Here is a 16,756-nt window from a genome sequence, read left to right as displayed (position 1 = left end):
CATGCCGCTGCGCATCGGGCCGTGCGAGCCATGGCCGTTCGAACCAGACTGCTGCCAACTCCCGGAAAGCGTCCCGCAGGAGACCATCGACCGGCAGCGTGCCGTCGCCACGTTCATCCTGTGGGCGCTGTCCGGCCGCCGCGTGGGCCCGTCCTGCCCGTACACGGTGCGGCCGTGCCGCAAGCGCTGCCTGGACGCCCAACCGCTCACTGTGCGCGGGGGCACGGCCGGGCCGTGGATTCCCTACCTCGGCCGCGACGGGGCCTGGCGCAACGCCAGCGTCTGCGGATGCCAGTCCGACTGCTCGTGCGGCGAACTGTGCGAAGTACGGCTCGAAGGCCCGGTGCACGACATCCTGGCCGTCGAGGTCGACGGTGAGACCCTGCCGACCGGCGCGTACCGGGTCGACGCCTCCGGCCTCCTGGTCCGTACGGACGGCGGGTGCTGGCCCGACTGCCAGGACATGGCCGCATCGTGCGGAGCCCCGAACACCTTCTGCGTCACCTACCGGATCGGCCTGCCCCTCGACGAGGCGGCGATCGCCGCGTTCAGCGCGCTGGTCTGCCACCTCGTCAAGGACTGCTCGGGCGGCTGCGGCTGCAAGGTCGCCACGAACAAGAACCTCAGCCGGCTGTCCCGGCAGGGCGTCGACCTGGAGTTCGCCGACCCGACGGTCATCTACTCGGAGCTGCGGACCGGCCTCCCCGCGGTCGACATGTGGCTGACGGCCGTCAACCCCTACCGGCAGACCTCGCCCAGCCGCGTCTACAACCCGGACTTCAAGCGCCCGCGTCTCCAGATCTGGCCGTAGAAGAGGACCACCACCGTGCCGCTCCTTCCGCTCGCGATCCATGAGGCCGCCTCAGACCTCCTGGCCTGCGTGTGCGCCACCCTCGACGACATGGCCACGCAGGTGGAGGACTATCCCGGGTGTCCGACCTGCCGGCGCTGCCTCGTGCCCGGCCTGCCCGCGTGGGACGAGTGCGCCGACCCGTGCACCGGCGACGTCGGCGGCCAGCTCACGGTCAACTTGTCCCGCATGTACGGCTCGACGAACTTCCCCGCCGAGGACACGACGCCGCAGAACGTACGCGGCTGCACGCCGCCGCTGTCGACGGCCGTTGAACTCGTCGTCACGGTGCTGCGGTGCGCCCCGGGGCCGACCGAGGACGGTTGCCCGCCGTCGTGCGAGGACCTCGAAGCGGCGGCCCGCATCACCCACATCGATGCCGTTGCCGTCTTCAACGCGATCACCTGCTGCCTCGCTGCTACCGGCGGGCGAGGGCCGCGGCGCGGCCGGCCGTACATCCTCGGCCGTCAGCAGACCCTCGGCCCGCAAGGCGGCTGCGTCGGCGTCGAGCAGCGCGTCACGATCGCGCTGCCCGGCTGCAAGTGCCCGGAGGTCGACTGTGAGTGTTGAGGTACGGATCGAGCCCGGCCGGCTCGCCCGACTCCTGCGCGCCCGGGGCAGCATCGCCCACCGGCGCATCAGCCAGCGCACCGAGCGCGTCGCCAGGATCGCCGAGGCAGAAGCGCCCGGGTCCATGGGCCGGTATGTGAGCTGGAAGGTGCAGGAAGGGCCGCGCGGCCTGGAAGGCGTCATCGTGTGCGACCACCCCGCCGTCCGCTACGTGCTGGACGGCACCCGGCCGCACCTGATCAGGCCGCGACGCCGCAACGGCGTGCTCCGGTTCGTGGTCGACGGGCAGGTGGTGTACTCCGCCTACGCCAGACATCCCGGCACACGCCCCAACAACTTCTTGGCGAGGGCCCTGCGCCTGGGGCGCTGAGAAAGAGGGACGATGCCGATGTGCAGCCGCGCCCCTCTTCGCAGCGCCGTTGACGCCACTCAGCAGTTCTTCACCCAGTGGACCCAGTACCAGGGCGCGTCGTCGTCCCAGCTGAAGGCACCTGCGTCGTGCCAGCGCGAGACGCCACTGTCGTCCAGGAAGTTGGCAACGGTGCCTGTGGTTTGGTTGTTGATCCACGACCCGTCAGCCGTCCACGGGATCCTGTAGCGGGCGCAGCTGTACATGGGGATCGACGTGCCCGTGAAGTTGATGCCGCTGAAGGCGCAGAAGTATCCGTAGGCGATAGTCGAGCCGCAGGGGTCTGCCAGCGCCCCCTTGGTCATGTCGCGGGGGTGAGCTTCGCCAGGGAGAGCCACGAACATGAGGTTCTTGCCGCCCAGGTCGATCACGTTGGCGGCCACTTGCTTTCCGCCTGTCTGGGCGAGGTACCGGTCCACTTCGTTCTGGAGTGCCGAAGTCTGAGAGGCGGTGAGTCCCGCCTGCTTGGCCTGGGAGGCGTAGGGACTGGTGGCGCCTTCAGTACCGGCTGATGCGACGCCGGCGCTGAAGGTCAGCGCCAGGGTGGCCACGGCAACCGCGAACATCGCCCTGATCTTTGACAATCTACTTTGCACTGGTACCCCCTCATGGTGCGTGCCAAGGAATGCTGCTCGGCGGTGGATTGCAGGACGCCTCAACTTAGGTGTCGCCGAATGGAGGGCACCAACGTTTCGAGTGTCGTCGAAGGGTGTTTGATGGCCGAAGCGACCGCGCGGGGCGCGGTGTGCGATGTCTCCGACCACGAGACCTACCTGACCAGCCCAGGTGTGCGGCTACTCTCTGTGGTGCGTCGCTGGTTTTGGGCCGGGCGAGGAGCGGGAGACAGGGAAGACCTGTGCGTAGATCCTTTGCCCTCAACACTCAGCCGCACGTCGCCGACATCGGCGGGACCGAGCTGGAGTTCCAACCCGAGGTCATGGGCGACGAGTTTATGGACGCCTACGCCGAGCTGCGCGATGCACAGAAGGCGAAGGGTGTCGACCTCGGCAACCTCACCGACGCCGACCCGAAGGACGTCCGCCGTACCGCCCGTGCGCTGCGCCTGTTCCTCGCCCGCCAGATGCTGGAGGAGTCGGCGGACCTCTTCCTGCAGCTGAACGTCGTCAAGGACGGGGAGACGCTTCAGACGTTCCACGACCTCGACGAGGCCGAGGAGTTCGCGGCCGAGCACGAGGGCGCCCGCGTGGTCGACGGGCTCCGCCTGCCGACCCGCGTGATCGTCGAGCTCCTGGAATGGGTGGTCGAGCTGTATGGGGGCGGTGGTAACCGCCCTACTACGTCGTCTTCCGCCTCCTCGACTCCATCGCGGCAGGCTGGGAGGCGTGGGACGGGAGTCTCGCCCTCCAGGGCGTCGACCCGCACACCTGGCCGCTGAGACGGCTCCTGAACGCCGCTGAGGCGTGCATGGACATGGCAGCTGAGGACGATGCCGCCCGGCAGCGGAACAGGGCCCAGCTGTATGCCCCGCCGAAGGGTGCCCGTCGACCAGGTGGAGGTGGGCGGCCGCGCAGTGCAGCCCGCATCGACCCGAGTGCGGCGCGTGCGCTGATGGCGCAGGCCGCGGCGGAGGAAGCGCGGACGCAGGGCCGCAGGTAGGCGGATAGTCTGAAGATCACGCGGGCCCGTAGGCGCCTGCTGTAGCCGCTGGTTCTGGGCCGGGCAACCACACGCGAAAGCGGGGTTGCCCGGTGGCCGGCGAGGACGAGGACTACGGCCGCGCAGTCATCCGGATTGATCTGGACGACAGCGGAGCCGTCGCCGACGCGCGTGACCTCGGCATCCGCATTCAGCGCGCTCTCAATCGCGCAACTCGCGATCTCGGCGCGCAGATCCGCCGCAACATTCAGCGCGGCCTGGACGCCGCTGCGGTCACCGTCCGGGTGGACCCGGACCTGCGGCGGTTCGACGCGCGCCTCCTCAACGGGCTGCGCTCCCTCGACTCGATCAACGTCCCGGTCGCCCCCGACCTGACCGGGTTCATGGAGCGCCTCCGTGCTCTGCTCGCCGGGGAAGAGATCGCAATCCGGGTCATCCCGGACCTGGACGGCTTCGACGCCCGGATCCGCGCGCACCGCCCGCCGGACGTCACGGTCAACGCGAACGTCGACGTCGACAACAACCGGTTCACGCGGGCCCTGGCCGGGCTGTCCGGGGTGGCCGGGCGTCTCGGTACGACGCTCACCTCGGCGCTGCGGTTCGGGGCGCTCGGGATCGCCGCGGCGGGCGCCGCGCAAGGTGTCATCACGCTGACGGCCGCGCTCGCCCCGGCGGTGGGGATCGCGGCTGCGGCCCCGGGCCCCGGCGGCGTTCCTCGGCGTCCAGGCGGCCATCGGCACGCTGAAGCTCGCCTTGGACGGTGTGGGCGAGGCCTTCTCGACGGCGCTGACCGGCGACGCGAAGCAGTTCGAGACCGCCCTGGCGGGCTTGTCTCCGGCGGCTCAGGCAGCCGCGAAGGAAGTGCGGGGCCTCAAGCCTGCGTTCGATGCGCTGAAGGCGAGCGTGCAGGGCGCGTTCTTCGAGCCGCTGAAGGGCCAGATAGCGGCGGCTGCGGACGCACTGAAGGGGCCGCTCAAGACCGGGATGACGGCGGTGTCCGGCGAGTTCGGCCGTCTCGCCGCGGCGGTGCTGGGGTTCGTGAAGTCGTCGGCATCGGTGCAGCTCGTCAGCGGCGTGTTCACAACGCTCAGGACCCAGATCGCGGGGATTAGGTCCGAGAACATCGACCGGCTGCTGACCGCCATCGCCAGGTTCACGTCGTCGACGCTGCCCTCCTTCAGCGGCCTCGGAAACGTGATCGGCGGCGTGGTCAACAAGCTGGCCGCATTCTTGGAGCGGGCCACCAGCGCGGGCGACGGGCTGAAATGGATCAACGACGCGCTCACGGTGTTCCAGCAGCTCGGCGGGATCGCCCAGAACGTCGGATCGATCCTGGCGAGCGTCTTCTCATCCGCCTCCGGTGCCGGCGGCGGGTTCCTCGCCAACCTCCAGAACATCACCGGGCAGGTTGCCGCGTTCCTGAAGACCGCGTCGGGGCAGTCGGCGGTCGGCAACGTCTTCGCGACGATCTCGACGATCGCCGCGCAGCTCGGGCCGATCCTGTCGGCGCTCGTCACCCAGCTCGGACAGATCGCGCCCGCGCTCGCACCGGTCTTCGCGACCCTGGGCCCCGCGATCACAGGTGTGATCAACGCGCTCGGCCCTGCCCTGGCCGCCATCGCGCCCAGCCTTCAGACCGTCGCGTCCGCGCTTGCCGACGGGCTCGCCGCCATCGGCCCGAGCCTGGGGCCCGTCGGTGCGGCGATCGCTTCCGTCCTGGAGGGCCTGGCCCCGCTGCTGCCGCTCGCCGGGCAGCTCGTCGCCGTCCTGGCCCAGGCCCTCGCCCCTGTCCTGGAGAACTTAGCGACGTTGTTCACGCCGATCATCTCGGCGCTCGTGGATGCGCTCATGCCCGTGCTGCCGCCGCTGTCGCAGGCGTTCGTCACCCTGGTCACCGCGCTGACCCCGCTCGTGGCCGGGGTCGGGCAGGCGGTCGCGCAGATGTTCCAGGTCCTTGCTCCCGTCCTGGCGCAGGTCGCCGCCGTCCTCGCTCAGGTCTCGGTCGCCCTGGTCCCGCTGGTGTCCGCGTTCACGGACGCTCTGCTGCCCGTCCTGCCGCAGCTGGTCGATGCCTTCTCAGCGATGTTGCAGGCCCTGCTGCCGATCCTGCCGCCGATCGCGAACCTCATCGCCGCCCTGGCGCCGCTGCTGGTGACGGTGGTGAACCTCCTCGCGCCGGTCCTCCAGCTGGAGGCAGGGTTCGAGGCGTGGGTCGCGATCAGCGTCGTCGTGCCGGTCATCGAGAACGTCGTCAGTGTCCTGACCGGTTTGATCACCGCGGTCACGGCCGTTGTCACGTTCATCACGGATCTGCCGTCGCTGATCGTGTCGGGGATCACCGCGCTCGGCTCGATGATCTCGACGTTCTTCTCGACGCTCGTCACCACCGTGACGACCGCGCTGACCGGCGGCTTTCAGGCCGTCGTCGGGTTCTTCACCGCTCTGCCCGGCATGATCATGTCGGGTCTGGCGGCGCTGCCCGGCCTCCTCGTCACCCTGTTCGTGCAGGCCGCCGCCGCCGTCGGGATCGCGCTGCTGACAGAGATCGCCGCGATTGTGTTCCTCTTCACCGCACTGCCCGGCCGTATCTGGGCTGCGCTGTCCGCGCTCGGCTCGCTGCTCTTGTCCGCGTTCAGCTCCGCGTTCACCTCCTCGCGCGCCGCGATCTCCTCGTTCATCTCCTCCGCGGCCTCCTTCTTCGCGCAGCTGCCGGGCCGCATCCTGGGCGTCCTCACCGCGCTGCCCGGCCGACTGGCGGCGCTGTTCCGCTCGGCCGGATCCAGTGCGCTCGGCGCGGCCCGCTCCTTCGGCTCCTCGGTCAGCTCCTTCTTCGCCGGGCTGCCGGACCGGATCACCTCTGCCCTGTCCGGGCTCGGCTCCCGCCTCGCCGGTGTCTTCTCCTCCGCAGCGGGCAGCGCGCGCAGCGCCGTCTCCTCGCTGATCTCCGGGATCGTCGGCCTGTTCAGCGGACTGCCGGGGAGGATCGCGGGCGCGCTGGGCTCCATTGGTTCCCGGATCATGTCCAGCATCAAGAGCGGCCTGCCGAGCGCGGTCCGCAAGTACCTGCCGTTCGCGGACGGCGGGTTGGTGTTCGGTCCGACCCACGCCCTGGTGGGCGAGGCCGGCCCCGAGGTGATCATCCCGCTGACGAAGCCGAAGCGGGCCCGGCAGCTCGCCGCACAGTCCGGTCTGACAGAGCTGCTTGGCGGTGACGGTTCCCCGGCGTCCAGCAGCGGCGGCGGGGTGACCATCGCGCCGGTGTTCCACCTCGCGGAGGTCGGCGACGCCGAGGCGACCGCGGCCCGCGTCATGCACCGCATGGCGCTGACGTACGGCATGTGAGCTGGCGGGGGCGGCCGTAAGCTGATGGCCGCCGCTGGTTGTGGGCCGGGCGCTGTCCTCACGGGGGTATGCAGGTGCTCACGGATTACCTCGCGGTCGGTGGCGTGGAAGTGATCAACACTGCCCGCCTGCGGGCCTATCTGGAGTCGGTCGGCTCTCCGCTGGACTCCGGGTCGGCCATCTGCGGCTGCGACACCCTGACGAACGAGGTCTTCGACCAACTGCCCTACACGACACCGGACGATGCGGACAGCCCCGCGCCCTGGTATGACCCGGACGTCCCCGAGAGCGCGGACTTCGCCGGGTTCCTGCCGCTGTCCTTCGAGGGGATCGACGACTACCCGGTGCAGCGGGCGGTGACGAACGCGGTCGCCGGCGGGGGCGCGCTCGGCCCGGCCCGGGTGCAGCCGCGCACGATCACCGTGACCGGCATCCTCCTCGGTGCCACGTGCTGCGCGGTGGAGTACGGACTGCACTGGCTTGCCGAGGCGTTGCAGGGCTGCACCGGCAGCGCGTGCGGCGGGGACTGCGTGAGCATGTTCAACTGCTGTCCCGGCCAGGAGGAGACGGCGGCCGACTTCACCCGGCAGCACCGCCGCACCTACCGGAGGGTGGCCCTCGTGGACGGGCCGACCGTCACCGCCCGCCACGGCGACGGCTCATGCAGCACCGGGCAGTGTTCCGCCGGATCCGACATCATCACCGTGGAGTTCGTGCTCGTGGCCGCCACCCCGTGGGCGTGGACGGACGAGATTCCGCTGCTGGACGTCCACTTGCCGGCCGACGACAACACGGAGTGCATCACGTGGTGCCTGCACACCGGCCAGGGTGCTTCGGGTGAGTGCGCTGACGGGCCGTGCCGGCTCGCCGGTTGCCCGGACGTGGCCGCCGCGTGCGCGGACCCGTTCTGCACTCCGCCGGCGCCCCCGCAGCCGGGCGTGCCGTCCTCCTGCTTCTGCGAGGCGATGGCCACCAACCGGGAATGCTACGAACTGGACCTGTCCAACCGTCCGGCGTGGGGCACAGACATGCCTGTGATCTCGGTCTTCGCCGGGAATAAGGACCTGCGGCGGCTGACGGTCTCCTTCTACGAGCGGGCGGAGCAGGACGGGGGTTTGTCGTGCGCGGAGATCGCGGATCGCAAGCGCTGCGACCCGCTGGCCGTGTTCGAAGTCAGCTTCGTGCCCGCCGGGGGGACGCTCGTCCTGGACGGACAGATCGGCCGTGCCACCGTGGAATGCGGCGGCAACTGCGAGACGAGCACGAGCGTGTGGGGAGCAGGCGGCGCCCCGCCCACATGGCCCACGATCGACTGCGCCAGCCTCTGCGTCTGCCTGGAAACCGATGCGATCCTGCCGCCGGCCGACGACGCGCGCCTGACGATCGGGGTCACCGGCCGCGGCTACTGACCGCGGCGGGCATCTAACCGTCCGATCGTTTTGGCTGGCTGACGAGCAGGCCCCGTCCTCCCCGAGACCCGCTGCGGCGGGTGCGGGGAGGACGGGGCCGCGAGTGGGCTGTCGATGACCCGGGCGAGGTTGATGCCGCTCACGGCGCCTGCGGTGGGCGCTGAGGTGAGGGGCGAGCCCGGTGCGAAGGGAGAGGGTGGCGACGGCGGCGGGCCGTGGGCCTCACAGTTCGTCCTTGATGTTGGAAACGGGTCGGGCGGCGAGCGCGACCATCAGGACGGCGGCAGCGGCGGAGCGGTCGCGGATGTCGCCCCAGCCGGCCGTGTGGACCCAGTTGAGGGCGCCGCCGGGGTTGGTGAAGACGCGGCTGATGTCGCGCCAGTTGCGGATCAGCTCGATGTAGCGGGCCATGTGGGTCTGGCCGCCGGTGGTGAGCTGATGGCCGAGGTCGGCGGCGATCGGGCGGAAGCGGGTGCCCTCGGAGATGGCCATGATCAGGCGGAGGATGCCGACCGACTTGGTCCTCATGTAGTTCGCCGACTGGCTCTGCGGGTTCTGCCGCAGGTCGAAGATGGCCTGCCGGAGGTTCTGGTGGCTCAGGCTGAGGTCCTCCAGCGATGTGTTGGCCGATCTGGCGAGGTCGTTGTAGTTCTCGTGGCCGTTCATGTCGCCGTACTGCCCGAACCCGTTCTGCGTGGGGCTCAGGACGGCGGCGGGTATGTCCTCGGGGTGGTCGCGGCTGAGCGGGATGTATATGTTGCCGTACTGGGGCGCATAGAAGTGCCACCCGACGACGTACATGTCGCTGACTCTGAGGATCAGGTGGACGGTCGCACCGGCTGTCGTCACGGTGAGGTCGATGTACGCGTGGTCCGCGTTGGCGCCCGGGGTGACGTCGACGGCGAGGTTCCGGCTGCCCCGCTGGACGTTCTGCCGGTGACCGCCGTGCGCGTCGATGATGTTCCGCAGTTGGTTGACCGTGTGTGCGTAGCCCTCGCCGCTGGCGTCGACGTCCCAGTGGGCGAGGTACCAGGTCGAGGCCGAGAGTTCGGTGGCCTTAGGGCTCAGGTTGAGAGTGCTGGACACCTTCGAGGACGTCGAGTGCGCATGCGAAGGGTCGGCCAGCGCGAACGCGCCGACCACGAGAGCGGGGACGGCGAGGGACGTGCCCACGCGCTGCAACAGGCGAGAGGCCATGGGAGGACTCCGTTACGTGAGAGAGGGACGGGCTCCGGAATTCCGGATCCCTGCTCGATCGTCAGGGCCGGGAAGTTGTCAGGCGAGCCCCTTGAATCACTCCGGACAATCCCGGAGGCCGCCTTCCCGACACCGGGGAGACGGCCTCCGAGCTGCGGTTTCCACAGCGCTGTGATGGTCCGGCCGACGGCCGATCGCGGCACCGTAAGGACGCCCTCAGCCTGGTTCTTGATGCGCGCAGGCCCGGTGACGTGCCCGTCGGCTGGCAACGGCCTGCGGGGCACGATGCCGGAATTGTCTGCCCATGCGCCCTCTCCCCGGAGGGGCCTGACGCCTTCGCTCGCTTGCGAGGAACTCAGCGGCGCCGTCGCCCCGGGGACAGTGCGCAGAGCGTCGCGCACACGATCGCCCCGAACAGCAGCCAGCCCCACGCCATCCCGCCAACCGGGCGATGCATCATCACCCTGAAGGCGAGGTCGCCAAGTCCGCCAGCCACGAAGAAGATCAAGAAACCTCGCAACGCGGACCACCATCTTGGGCGGGCTATGTCTGAAGTCACGGAAGGCATTATCCACACGGTCCCGGGGCTTCGTGGTGCACGCCGCCAGGCTCATACCGGTCAACATTCCGCCGATGCCAACGGCGTCAGCGCCCTGCGGGACCGTGACTCTCGGTAGCAGCGATCGGTCAACCGTTGCGAGCTTTCGATCGGCGGTTGCTTCGTTGGACGACCAGCCGTCACACCGGGTACGGGACAACCTCTTTCCCTCGATCGCGCACCGATTTTAGCTTTCCCGCTTCCGATCAGGCAATCCCTACTGGAATCGTATGCTTAATGGCAGGCGCCAAGTCCGTCAAAACGCCAGCATCGCGAGCATATTTCCCGCGGAGAGTTACCTCAACATACACTTTCCGCAATGTCGTCGTCATGCGGGAACTGCCATCGGAAAGTGATGCATACGACCACGAAACACCGCCGATGTCTCCACCGTCAGCGTTACCGTCCAAATCCTCTGCCGGGCGGTCCACTCCACATCGCAGGACGACGAGTTTTCCCCATTCAGCTGTCATTTTGGACGATGGCTTGGGGTCTCGACGGGAGATTCCGTCCAGCTTCGCGGGCAGTTTTTGGTGTAATTTCGCGCAGTATCCCGCAGCTTTGGAATCGGGAGTGGGAACAGCGACGGATGGCGAGTGGTCGCATGCTGACATCGTAAACAGACTTGTCGCGGCAATCAGCGAGGCCAGTAGCGTTTCGCGTCGGAAAATCACAAGGCTATTGTAGGAACGCTTGGTCGGCTGTAACCGACGGGCCGCCAAAGGAAACGTTGTCCGCACCTGCCTCCCAGGGCCATTGAGCTTCTTCGAACTGGTTCCTGATCAGGTGACAGGCTGCGAAGCGCAACGAGCGAGGCGCCCGAGCAGTTGGTCGAGGTGTCTGACGTCTCAGCCTTTAGCCTGGACAGGCGCCGCTGGTTCTGGGCCGGGCCTCCTTCTCCCACAGGGGGCCCGTTGTCTTCAGCAGGGTGCGGCGTCCACTCCGCCTACATCGTGGACCGTGGCGGGGCGGTGGTGACATCGGCGGACACGTTGGTGTCCGTCGAGTGGACGAGAGTCCTGGACGACGTGAGCACGGCGCACGTCGTGATCACCCCGGACGGGGACTGCTGCGCCCAGCTCGGCACGGTGCGCACGTGGAGACACAAGCTGGTTCTCGCCCGGGAGGGTGTCACCGTGTGGGAGGGACCAATCATTCAGGCCGAGTGGTCCTTCGGCAAGGTGGAGCTGTGGGCGTCGGACATCCTGGTGTGGCTTGACCGGCGCGTGCCCCATCAGTCGATCGTGTTCGACGGCTCCGACCTCACCGACATCGCGAACTGGCTGATCGAGGACGCGTTCGCACCGGACGACCCGGGCCACACCGTGGACATCCTCGGCGAGTCCGGTGTGGAGGGCGGCCGGCAGTACACCGAGGACATCGGTCAGACCGGCGACCACCTGCGCGACCTCGCGGACACCGGCCTGGACTTCACCGCCATCGGCTCCACGATCGTCCTCATGCCGGAGAACTGGGACGCGAGCGTCGGCACCCTCACCGACGTGGACTTCCCCGAGGGCCTGATCGTCGCCGAGGACGGCGCCGCGCTCGCCACGCGCTACATCGTGCACGGCGACGAGGACAGCGACGTCAAGGGCGTCTCGGGCGGTACGGACGCCTATTACGGACTGCTGGAGCGCAGCGCGGAGGAGACCTCGGTGACGACGGGCGCCTCCGCGGAATCGGCAGCACGGTCCAAGCGCGCCGCCGCCTTCCCGGTGCCGGTGTTCCTCAGCTCCGACGAGGTGACCCTCTCCCCAGAGGCCGCCGTCGACGTGGCCCGACTCGTCCCGGGTTGGTGTGTTGATGTGGCGACTCAGGTGACGTGCCGGCCGCTGCGGCAGCGGCTGAAGATCGGCGGCCTGAAGGTGTCCGAGGACGGCGACGGTGAGAGCGTGCAGGTCACGCTCGCGCCCCTGAGCAGCGAACTGGAGAACTGATGGCGGTACGAGGATCTGCGGCGCGGCGCACCCTGGACCCGATGGGTGGTGTCCTGCGTGACCTGGACCGCCAGTCGCGGACGCTGTCGAGGAAGCCCGGCAGGCGCGGGCAGCAGGGCGAGCGCGGCGAGCAGGGCCCGCAGGGAGAGCCCGGGCCGCCCGGGGCGCCGGGGGAGCGCGGCGAGCAGGGCCCGCCCGGGGCGCCCCCGGTCGGCGCCGTCCTCACCACCGAAGAGGACGGCCGCGCCTTGTGGACGTACGGCGTCCCGTTCGCGGCACCGCCGGTGATCAGTGCCCTGCCCGTGGACCCTCACCCGCAGGACGACCACACGGTGATAGTGACCCTGGAGGAGGTCACTTCCTCGAGCGCGACGGTCCGCGTGTGGCGGACGCAGCCGCTCCTGGGCCTGGGCCTGCTGCCGGCGATACCGGCAGGTGCCGGGGTGCAGGTGCACCTCACCGCGAGCGGCCAACCGGCCAGCTAACCTCTGCTGGGAGCCGCTGGTTGTGGGCCGGGCATGTGCGATACCCCGGGAGGGGCCTCTCATGGCGCGTGCCTGCGTGGACGGCAACTACTTCACGGTGGATGAGGACACCGGTGAACTCTCCCTCAAACGCGGCTCGATGGGACTGCGTCAGGTCGTGCTCTTCAACGACGCGGGAACCCACCAGTTCAAGAAGGCCGACTATCCGTGGCTGGCCCGCGTGCGGGTGAAGGTGCAGGGCGGCGGCGGGGGTTCGGCCGGTGCGAACGCGGCGGCCAATCCGTGCATCGTGCGGCCGGGGGGCGCCGGAGGCGGCTACTCGGAGTCGCTGATCTCAGTCTCCTCCCTGGGTGCGGTGGAGACGATCGTGGTCGGCGCGGGCGGTGCGGCAGGGACGACGACGCAGGGCGGCGGCACGGGCGGCTCCAGCAGCTTCGGCGGGTTCGTGCAGGCGAGCGGCGGGGACGGCGGCGGCGCGTTCCAGACGTCCGGCACGGCGGCGGATGCTTCCTCGGGTGTTCCGGCTCCGCTCGCCGGGCGCGGCCAGTTCGTGCAGGGCGGCGGCGCAGGCGGCGGTGCGATCCGTCTCAACGGCACCAACGGCCTGTCCGGAGCTGGCGGTGAGAGTTTCCTCGGGCACGGCGGCTACCCGCGGGCGAGTGAGGGCGGCGGTAGCCCGGCGCGCGGCTACGGCGGTGGCGCCGGCGGCGGCCTGTCCTACGGCGGGTCCGTCCAGGGATCTGTGGGCGGCAGCGGTGTTGTGATCGTGGAGTTGTACAGCTGATCCGTACACTGACGCTCAGCCGCTGGTTGTGGGCCGGGCCAAGAACACCGAAGGGCGGGGTGACTTGGCCAGGTGTCAGTGTGGCGGTGACGGCTGCAACTGCGTCGTCATCGCGGGCGAGAACGCCGAGGTGACGGGCGCGGGCAGCACCCTCAACCCCTATGTGGTCTCAGCCGAGATCGGCTGTGAGGACGTCCGTCCGTGCATCGTGGCCGGGGACGGCATCAGCTACGACTCATCGACCGGCGTCGTGGCGGCGCACCTGTCCGACCGGAGCGGCAACAACATCGCCGTGGGGCCGGACGGCGGCCTGTTCGTGCCCACCGGAGCGGCCACGGTCAGTGCCGGGTGCGGCATCACCGGGGACGGCTCCGCGAGCGCACCGGTCACCGCCAGCACGGGGGAGTGGCCGTATGCGTGCAGCGTGGACGACTTCGGCGGCGTCGTCGCCTGCGACAGCGACGGCGTGCTGCGCTCGGAGCCGCGCGGCAAGGTCTCCATGACCCGGTACGTGGAGAGCCGCACCTACAACAACCGGCCGGTGCCCGCCAGTGCCATCCACCGCGCGGACACGTTTGCCACCACGGTCACCAATCCCGACACCTGCCGCCCGGCGTTCGTGGTCGTGGAGCGTGAGGTGGACGTCTTCGTGACTCTGCCCGCCGGTGCCGGAGCGGCGACGGGCTTCGACGGTGACGAGATGTACTACACCCGCAACAGCGGAACGGGCACCATCAGCAGCGCGCACGCGCAGGCCACGAAGGTGCTCGCGGGCGGCACCGTCCCCGCGGGCGCCACCCTGACGGTCAGCTTCGACGCGACGGTCGGGCGCGGCTCCGGCAACGCCGTCTACACGGGGATCAACGCCATCATCCGCTGCCTGATGATCAGCCTGTGAGGTCAAGATCATGCTCGAAGTGTTTCCCCCGGCCGAGGAGACATCGGTCGTCTCCTACGTCATCTACGAGGACGGCACGGCCGGCCGGATCGAGGTCACAGCCGGGGCCGTGCCGGAGCTGCCACGCCCCGGCACGATGGTGACCGAGGAGGTGTACCAGGCGAAGGTCGCCGCCCTGGAGGAGCAGGCGGCGAAGGCCGTCGCCGACCTGGAGGCCGCCGAGCAGCGACGGGCGCACGGAGACTTCACCGCGCTCACCCTCCTCGGGCTGACGGAGGAGACCGCACGCCGTCTGTCCGGATACACCGGCCCGCACATCCACCTGCCTGTCGTGGGCGAAAGCTAGACTCCGGGTAGCTGCTGGTTGTGGGCCGGGCGAGATCTCTCCATTTGGGAGTGGCCTTGTCCGGATGCGGATGCAGCCGCCGGTGTGCCTGCACGGTGACCGCCGGCAGCGGCGTGCAGGTCGACGGCAACGGCAGTACAACGGGCCCGTACGTCATCAGCGCCAAGCCCCCGGTCACCGGATGCGGCCTGAGCGGTGACGGCACTGACGCCTCCCCGCTCGCCGTGGCAGTCGGCGCCTGGCCCTACGCGTGTGACCCGGACACGAGCGGCGGCGTGATCGTCTGCGGGGACGACGGGATCCTCCGCGGCGAGCCGCGGGGCCAGTCCTCCATGACGTCGTACAGCGAAACGCGGGACTATCCGGACATCATCGTGCCCGCCGCGGCCGACCAGCTCGCCGACAGGTTCTCCCGGACGATCACCAATCCGGACCCCTGCCGGCCCGCGCTGGTCGTCGTCGAGCGGGAAGTCGACGTCTACTTCGACCTCCCCCCAGGCGGCGGCGCAGCGTCCGGCTACCTCGGCGACGAGATGTACTACTACCGCAACCGTGGCACGACCACGGATGCCGACGTGCACACGCAGAGCACGAAGGTGCTGCCGAACCCGGGCCTGCTGGCGCCCGGCGCATCCACGACGCTCACGGTCGACGTCGGCGTGGGCCGCGGCACCAACGGCGCCACCTTCCACAGGATCCTGGTGTTCATCCGGGCCCTGCTGATCAGCCTCTAAGGAGCCCTGCCCATGCTGACGCCTGCCTACGGCGCTGTCGGCGCAGAGACGACCTCCACGTACTGGGTTGTCTACGACGACGGCTCGGCCGGCCTGATCGAGACCACCGACGAGGAGGCACCGCTGCTGTCCCGGCCCGGACGCCTGGTGACGCAGCAGGAGTACCAGGCGCGGCTCGACGAGCTGACGGCCCACACTGCCACCCACCGCGCCGAGCAGGCCGCTGCCGAAGCGCAGCAGGCCCGGGACGACTACACGGCGCTCATCGCGCTCGGCGCGCCCGACGCGACAGCGCGGCGCATGTCCGGCTACACCGGCCCGGCGTCACTGGAGGAAGGCTCATGAGCCCGCAGGCCGCGGCCGTCCCCACGCTCCCGTCCGCCTCCGCACCGAACCCGGCGCTGGCCGCGCACATTCATGGACTTCTGACCGCAAGGGGGAACTGACGGTGGCCTGGTGCCCGTTCGCCAAGAAGATGGAGCTCCAGCCGGAGTCGGATGACCAGCCGGCGATCCGGCCGACGCAGTTCATCGTGCACAGCATCGTCGCCCCGTGGACGCCCGAGCGGACCTACGAGTACTGGCGCACGACCAACCTGGAGAGCCATTTCGGCCTCGGCTACGACGGCTCGCTCGGCCAGTACATCGGCACGCAGACCCGAGCGGACGCGAACGCGGCGGCGAACCGGCGGGCTGACGGTACCGGCGCTGTTTCCCTGGAATCGGCGTCCAACCTGAAGGCGTCGGACCCGTGGACGGCCCAGCAGGTCGAGACGCTGATCCGGCTCGGTGTCTGGCTGCACCAGAAGCACGACATCCCGCTCCGTGTGTGCCGCTCGCCAAACGATCCCGGGTTCGGCTACCACCGCCAGTTCGCGGCGTGGAACCCCGACGCCCACGCGTGCCCGGGGGATGCCCGCGTGAAGCAGTTCCACGATGTGGTGTTCCCCGGGATCGTCGCCCGCGCCACCGGCACCGCGCCGGGCAAGCCGACGACCGAGCCGTACCCCGGCGCGGCGTTCTTCCTGAACGGGACGCGGCCGGCGCTCGGCAAGCGGTCGCCGATCTTCACCGCCATGGGGGAGCGGCTCGTCGCGGAGGGGTGCGGCCGGTACAAGGTCGGCCCCGGCCCTGTGCTCGGGCAGGCCGACGTCGACTCCTACGAGGCATGGCAGCGCAAGTGCGGGTTCAGCGGCGCTGAGGCGAAGTGGCCGCCCGGCCGGAGCACGTGGGACGAGCTCCGCGTGCCGAACGTCTGAGCGGGGGCAGCGGTGAACACCGACACCAAGCGGGCGCTGCGCACGGTCTTGCAGACGGCTGTTGCCCTGGCCGTCGCGCTCCCGGCGATCGCCGATGCGGCCGACATCCCCACGACGTGGCCGTGGGTTGTCACAGCCCTGGCGGTTGCCGGGGGGTTCGCCCGGGTCATGGCCCTTGCGCAGGTTCAGGCCCTCCTTCCGCGCTGGCTGCGCACCGATGACCCGGAGGAATCTCAATGATCGTGTCAAGCTGCTTGCGTGACGGGCGGGGCGGAGGTGAACAGCCTTTTGTCACGCAGCATCGCCCACAGGACGTCGA

General features: G+C 69.7%; 18 protein-coding genes. 15 read left to right on the top strand and 3 right to left on the bottom strand.

Features of this window, described 5'->3' with window-relative positions:
* The first annotated feature begins 1 nt into the window (after position 1).
* The 3 genes from ACIRB1_RS46170 to ACIRB1_RS46160 are packed head-to-tail and all read left to right on the top strand — an operon-like array spanning position 2 to position 1,790.
* Positions 2-811, top strand: a complete 810-nt coding sequence (locus ACIRB1_RS46170; RefSeq protein WP_403469970.1) for a hypothetical protein — start codon at positions 2-4, stop codon at positions 809-811.
* A 15-nt stretch (positions 812-826) separates the two neighbouring features.
* Positions 827-1,420: a hypothetical protein gene (locus ACIRB1_RS46165; protein WP_403469969.1), complete on the top strand. Its 594-nt coding sequence runs from the start codon at positions 827-829 to the stop codon at positions 1,418-1,420.
* Positions 1,410-1,790, top strand: coding sequence for a hypothetical protein (locus ACIRB1_RS46160; RefSeq protein WP_403469968.1), 381 nt, complete (start codon positions 1,410-1,412; stop codon positions 1,788-1,790). The genes ACIRB1_RS46165 and ACIRB1_RS46160 overlap by 11 nt, the downstream gene beginning before the upstream one ends.
* A gap of 59 nt (positions 1,791-1,849) precedes the next feature.
* Here the strand turns inward: ACIRB1_RS46160 and ACIRB1_RS46155 are convergent, their stop codons facing one another.
* Entirely contained in the window at positions 1,850-2,395 is a 546-nt protein-coding gene (locus ACIRB1_RS46155) for a hypothetical protein (RefSeq protein WP_403469967.1), read from the bottom strand.
* Positions 2,396-2,685: 290 nt separating this feature from the next.
* On the opposite strand from ACIRB1_RS46155, the gene ACIRB1_RS46150 reads away from it, so the two are divergent.
* The 3 genes from ACIRB1_RS46150 to ACIRB1_RS46140 all read left to right on the top strand — a co-directional run bounded on the left by ACIRB1_RS46150 (position 2,686) and on the right by ACIRB1_RS46140 (position 8,197).
* Positions 2,686-3,225 carry a hypothetical protein gene (locus ACIRB1_RS46150; RefSeq protein WP_403469966.1) on the top strand — a complete coding sequence of 180 codons (540 nt, stop codon included), beginning with the start codon at positions 2,686-2,688 and terminating at the stop codon, positions 3,223-3,225.
* 1,124 nt (positions 3,226-4,349) lie between these two features.
* Positions 4,350-6,788 (top strand): hypothetical protein, encoded by a 2,439-nt coding sequence (locus ACIRB1_RS46145; protein WP_403469965.1) that lies wholly within the window; start codon positions 4,350-4,352, stop codon positions 6,786-6,788.
* 68 nt (positions 6,789-6,856) lie between these two features.
* Positions 6,857-8,197: a hypothetical protein gene (locus ACIRB1_RS46140; RefSeq protein WP_403469964.1), complete on the top strand. Its 1,341-nt coding sequence runs from the start codon at positions 6,857-6,859 to the stop codon at positions 8,195-8,197.
* 222 nt (positions 8,198-8,419) lie between these two features.
* Here ACIRB1_RS46140 and ACIRB1_RS46135 read toward each other — a convergent pair whose 3' ends face one another.
* Together ACIRB1_RS46135 and ACIRB1_RS46130 are read right to left on the bottom strand one after the other, a co-directional pair.
* Positions 8,420-9,394, bottom strand: a complete 975-nt coding sequence (locus ACIRB1_RS46135) for a ribosome-inactivating family protein (RefSeq protein WP_403469963.1) — start codon at positions 9,392-9,394, stop codon at positions 8,420-8,422.
* Positions 9,395-10,198: 804 nt separating this feature from the next.
* Positions 10,199-10,666: a DUF3515 domain-containing protein gene (locus ACIRB1_RS46130; RefSeq protein ID WP_403469962.1), complete on the bottom strand. Its 468-nt coding sequence runs from the start codon at positions 10,664-10,666 to the stop codon at positions 10,199-10,201.
* Positions 10,667-10,906: 240 nt separating this feature from the next.
* On the opposite strand from ACIRB1_RS46130, the gene ACIRB1_RS46125 reads away from it, so the two are divergent.
* The 9 genes from ACIRB1_RS46125 (at position 10,907) to ACIRB1_RS46085 (ending at position 16,677) form a co-directional block, all read left to right on the top strand.
* On the top strand, positions 10,907-11,932 hold the full coding sequence (locus ACIRB1_RS46125; RefSeq protein WP_403469961.1) for a hypothetical protein: 1,026 nt from the start codon (positions 10,907-10,909) through the stop codon (positions 11,930-11,932).
* The gene (locus ACIRB1_RS46120; protein ID WP_403469960.1) at positions 11,932-12,417 is read left to right on the top strand and encodes a hypothetical protein; all 486 of its coding nucleotides are present in this window, start codon (positions 11,932-11,934) and stop codon (positions 12,415-12,417) included. Before ACIRB1_RS46125 ends, ACIRB1_RS46120 begins: the two co-directional genes overlap by 1 nt.
* Before the next feature lie 61 nt (positions 12,418-12,478).
* Positions 12,479-13,201, top strand: a complete 723-nt coding sequence (locus tag ACIRB1_RS46115; protein ID WP_403469959.1) for a hypothetical protein — start codon at positions 12,479-12,481, stop codon at positions 13,199-13,201.
* A 64-nt stretch (positions 13,202-13,265) separates the two neighbouring features.
* The gene (locus ACIRB1_RS46110; protein ID WP_403469958.1) at positions 13,266-14,099 is read left to right on the top strand and encodes a hypothetical protein; all 834 of its coding nucleotides are present in this window, start codon (positions 13,266-13,268) and stop codon (positions 14,097-14,099) included.
* A gap of 10 nt (positions 14,100-14,109) precedes the next feature.
* On the top strand, positions 14,110-14,445 hold the full coding sequence (locus tag ACIRB1_RS46105; RefSeq protein ID WP_403469956.1) for a hypothetical protein: 336 nt from the start codon (positions 14,110-14,112) through the stop codon (positions 14,443-14,445).
* Positions 14,446-14,540: 95 nt separating this feature from the next.
* On the top strand, positions 14,541-15,179 hold the full coding sequence (locus ACIRB1_RS46100; RefSeq protein WP_403469955.1) for a hypothetical protein: 639 nt from the start codon (positions 14,541-14,543) through the stop codon (positions 15,177-15,179).
* Between the two features lie 12 nt (positions 15,180-15,191).
* Positions 15,192-15,524: a hypothetical protein gene (locus ACIRB1_RS46095; RefSeq protein WP_403469954.1), complete on the top strand. Its 333-nt coding sequence runs from the start codon at positions 15,192-15,194 to the stop codon at positions 15,522-15,524.
* Positions 15,525-15,627: 103 nt separating this feature from the next.
* On the top strand, positions 15,628-16,437 hold the full coding sequence (locus ACIRB1_RS46090) for a peptidoglycan-binding protein (protein ID WP_403469953.1): 810 nt from the start codon (positions 15,628-15,630) through the stop codon (positions 16,435-16,437).
* Positions 16,438-16,449: 12 nt separating this feature from the next.
* Positions 16,450-16,677: a hypothetical protein gene (locus ACIRB1_RS46085; protein WP_403469952.1), complete on the top strand. Its 228-nt coding sequence runs from the start codon at positions 16,450-16,452 to the stop codon at positions 16,675-16,677.
* Positions 16,678-16,756 lie beyond the last annotated feature (79 nt).

Origin of the sequence: Streptomyces sp. NPDC096013, assembly GCF_044763565.1 — a bacterium.
Lineage (GTDB): Bacteria > Actinomycetota > Actinomycetes > Streptomycetales > Streptomycetaceae > Streptomyces.
Note: the sequence above shows the minus strand (reverse complement) of the source record. Positions and strands in the feature narration are given on the sequence as shown.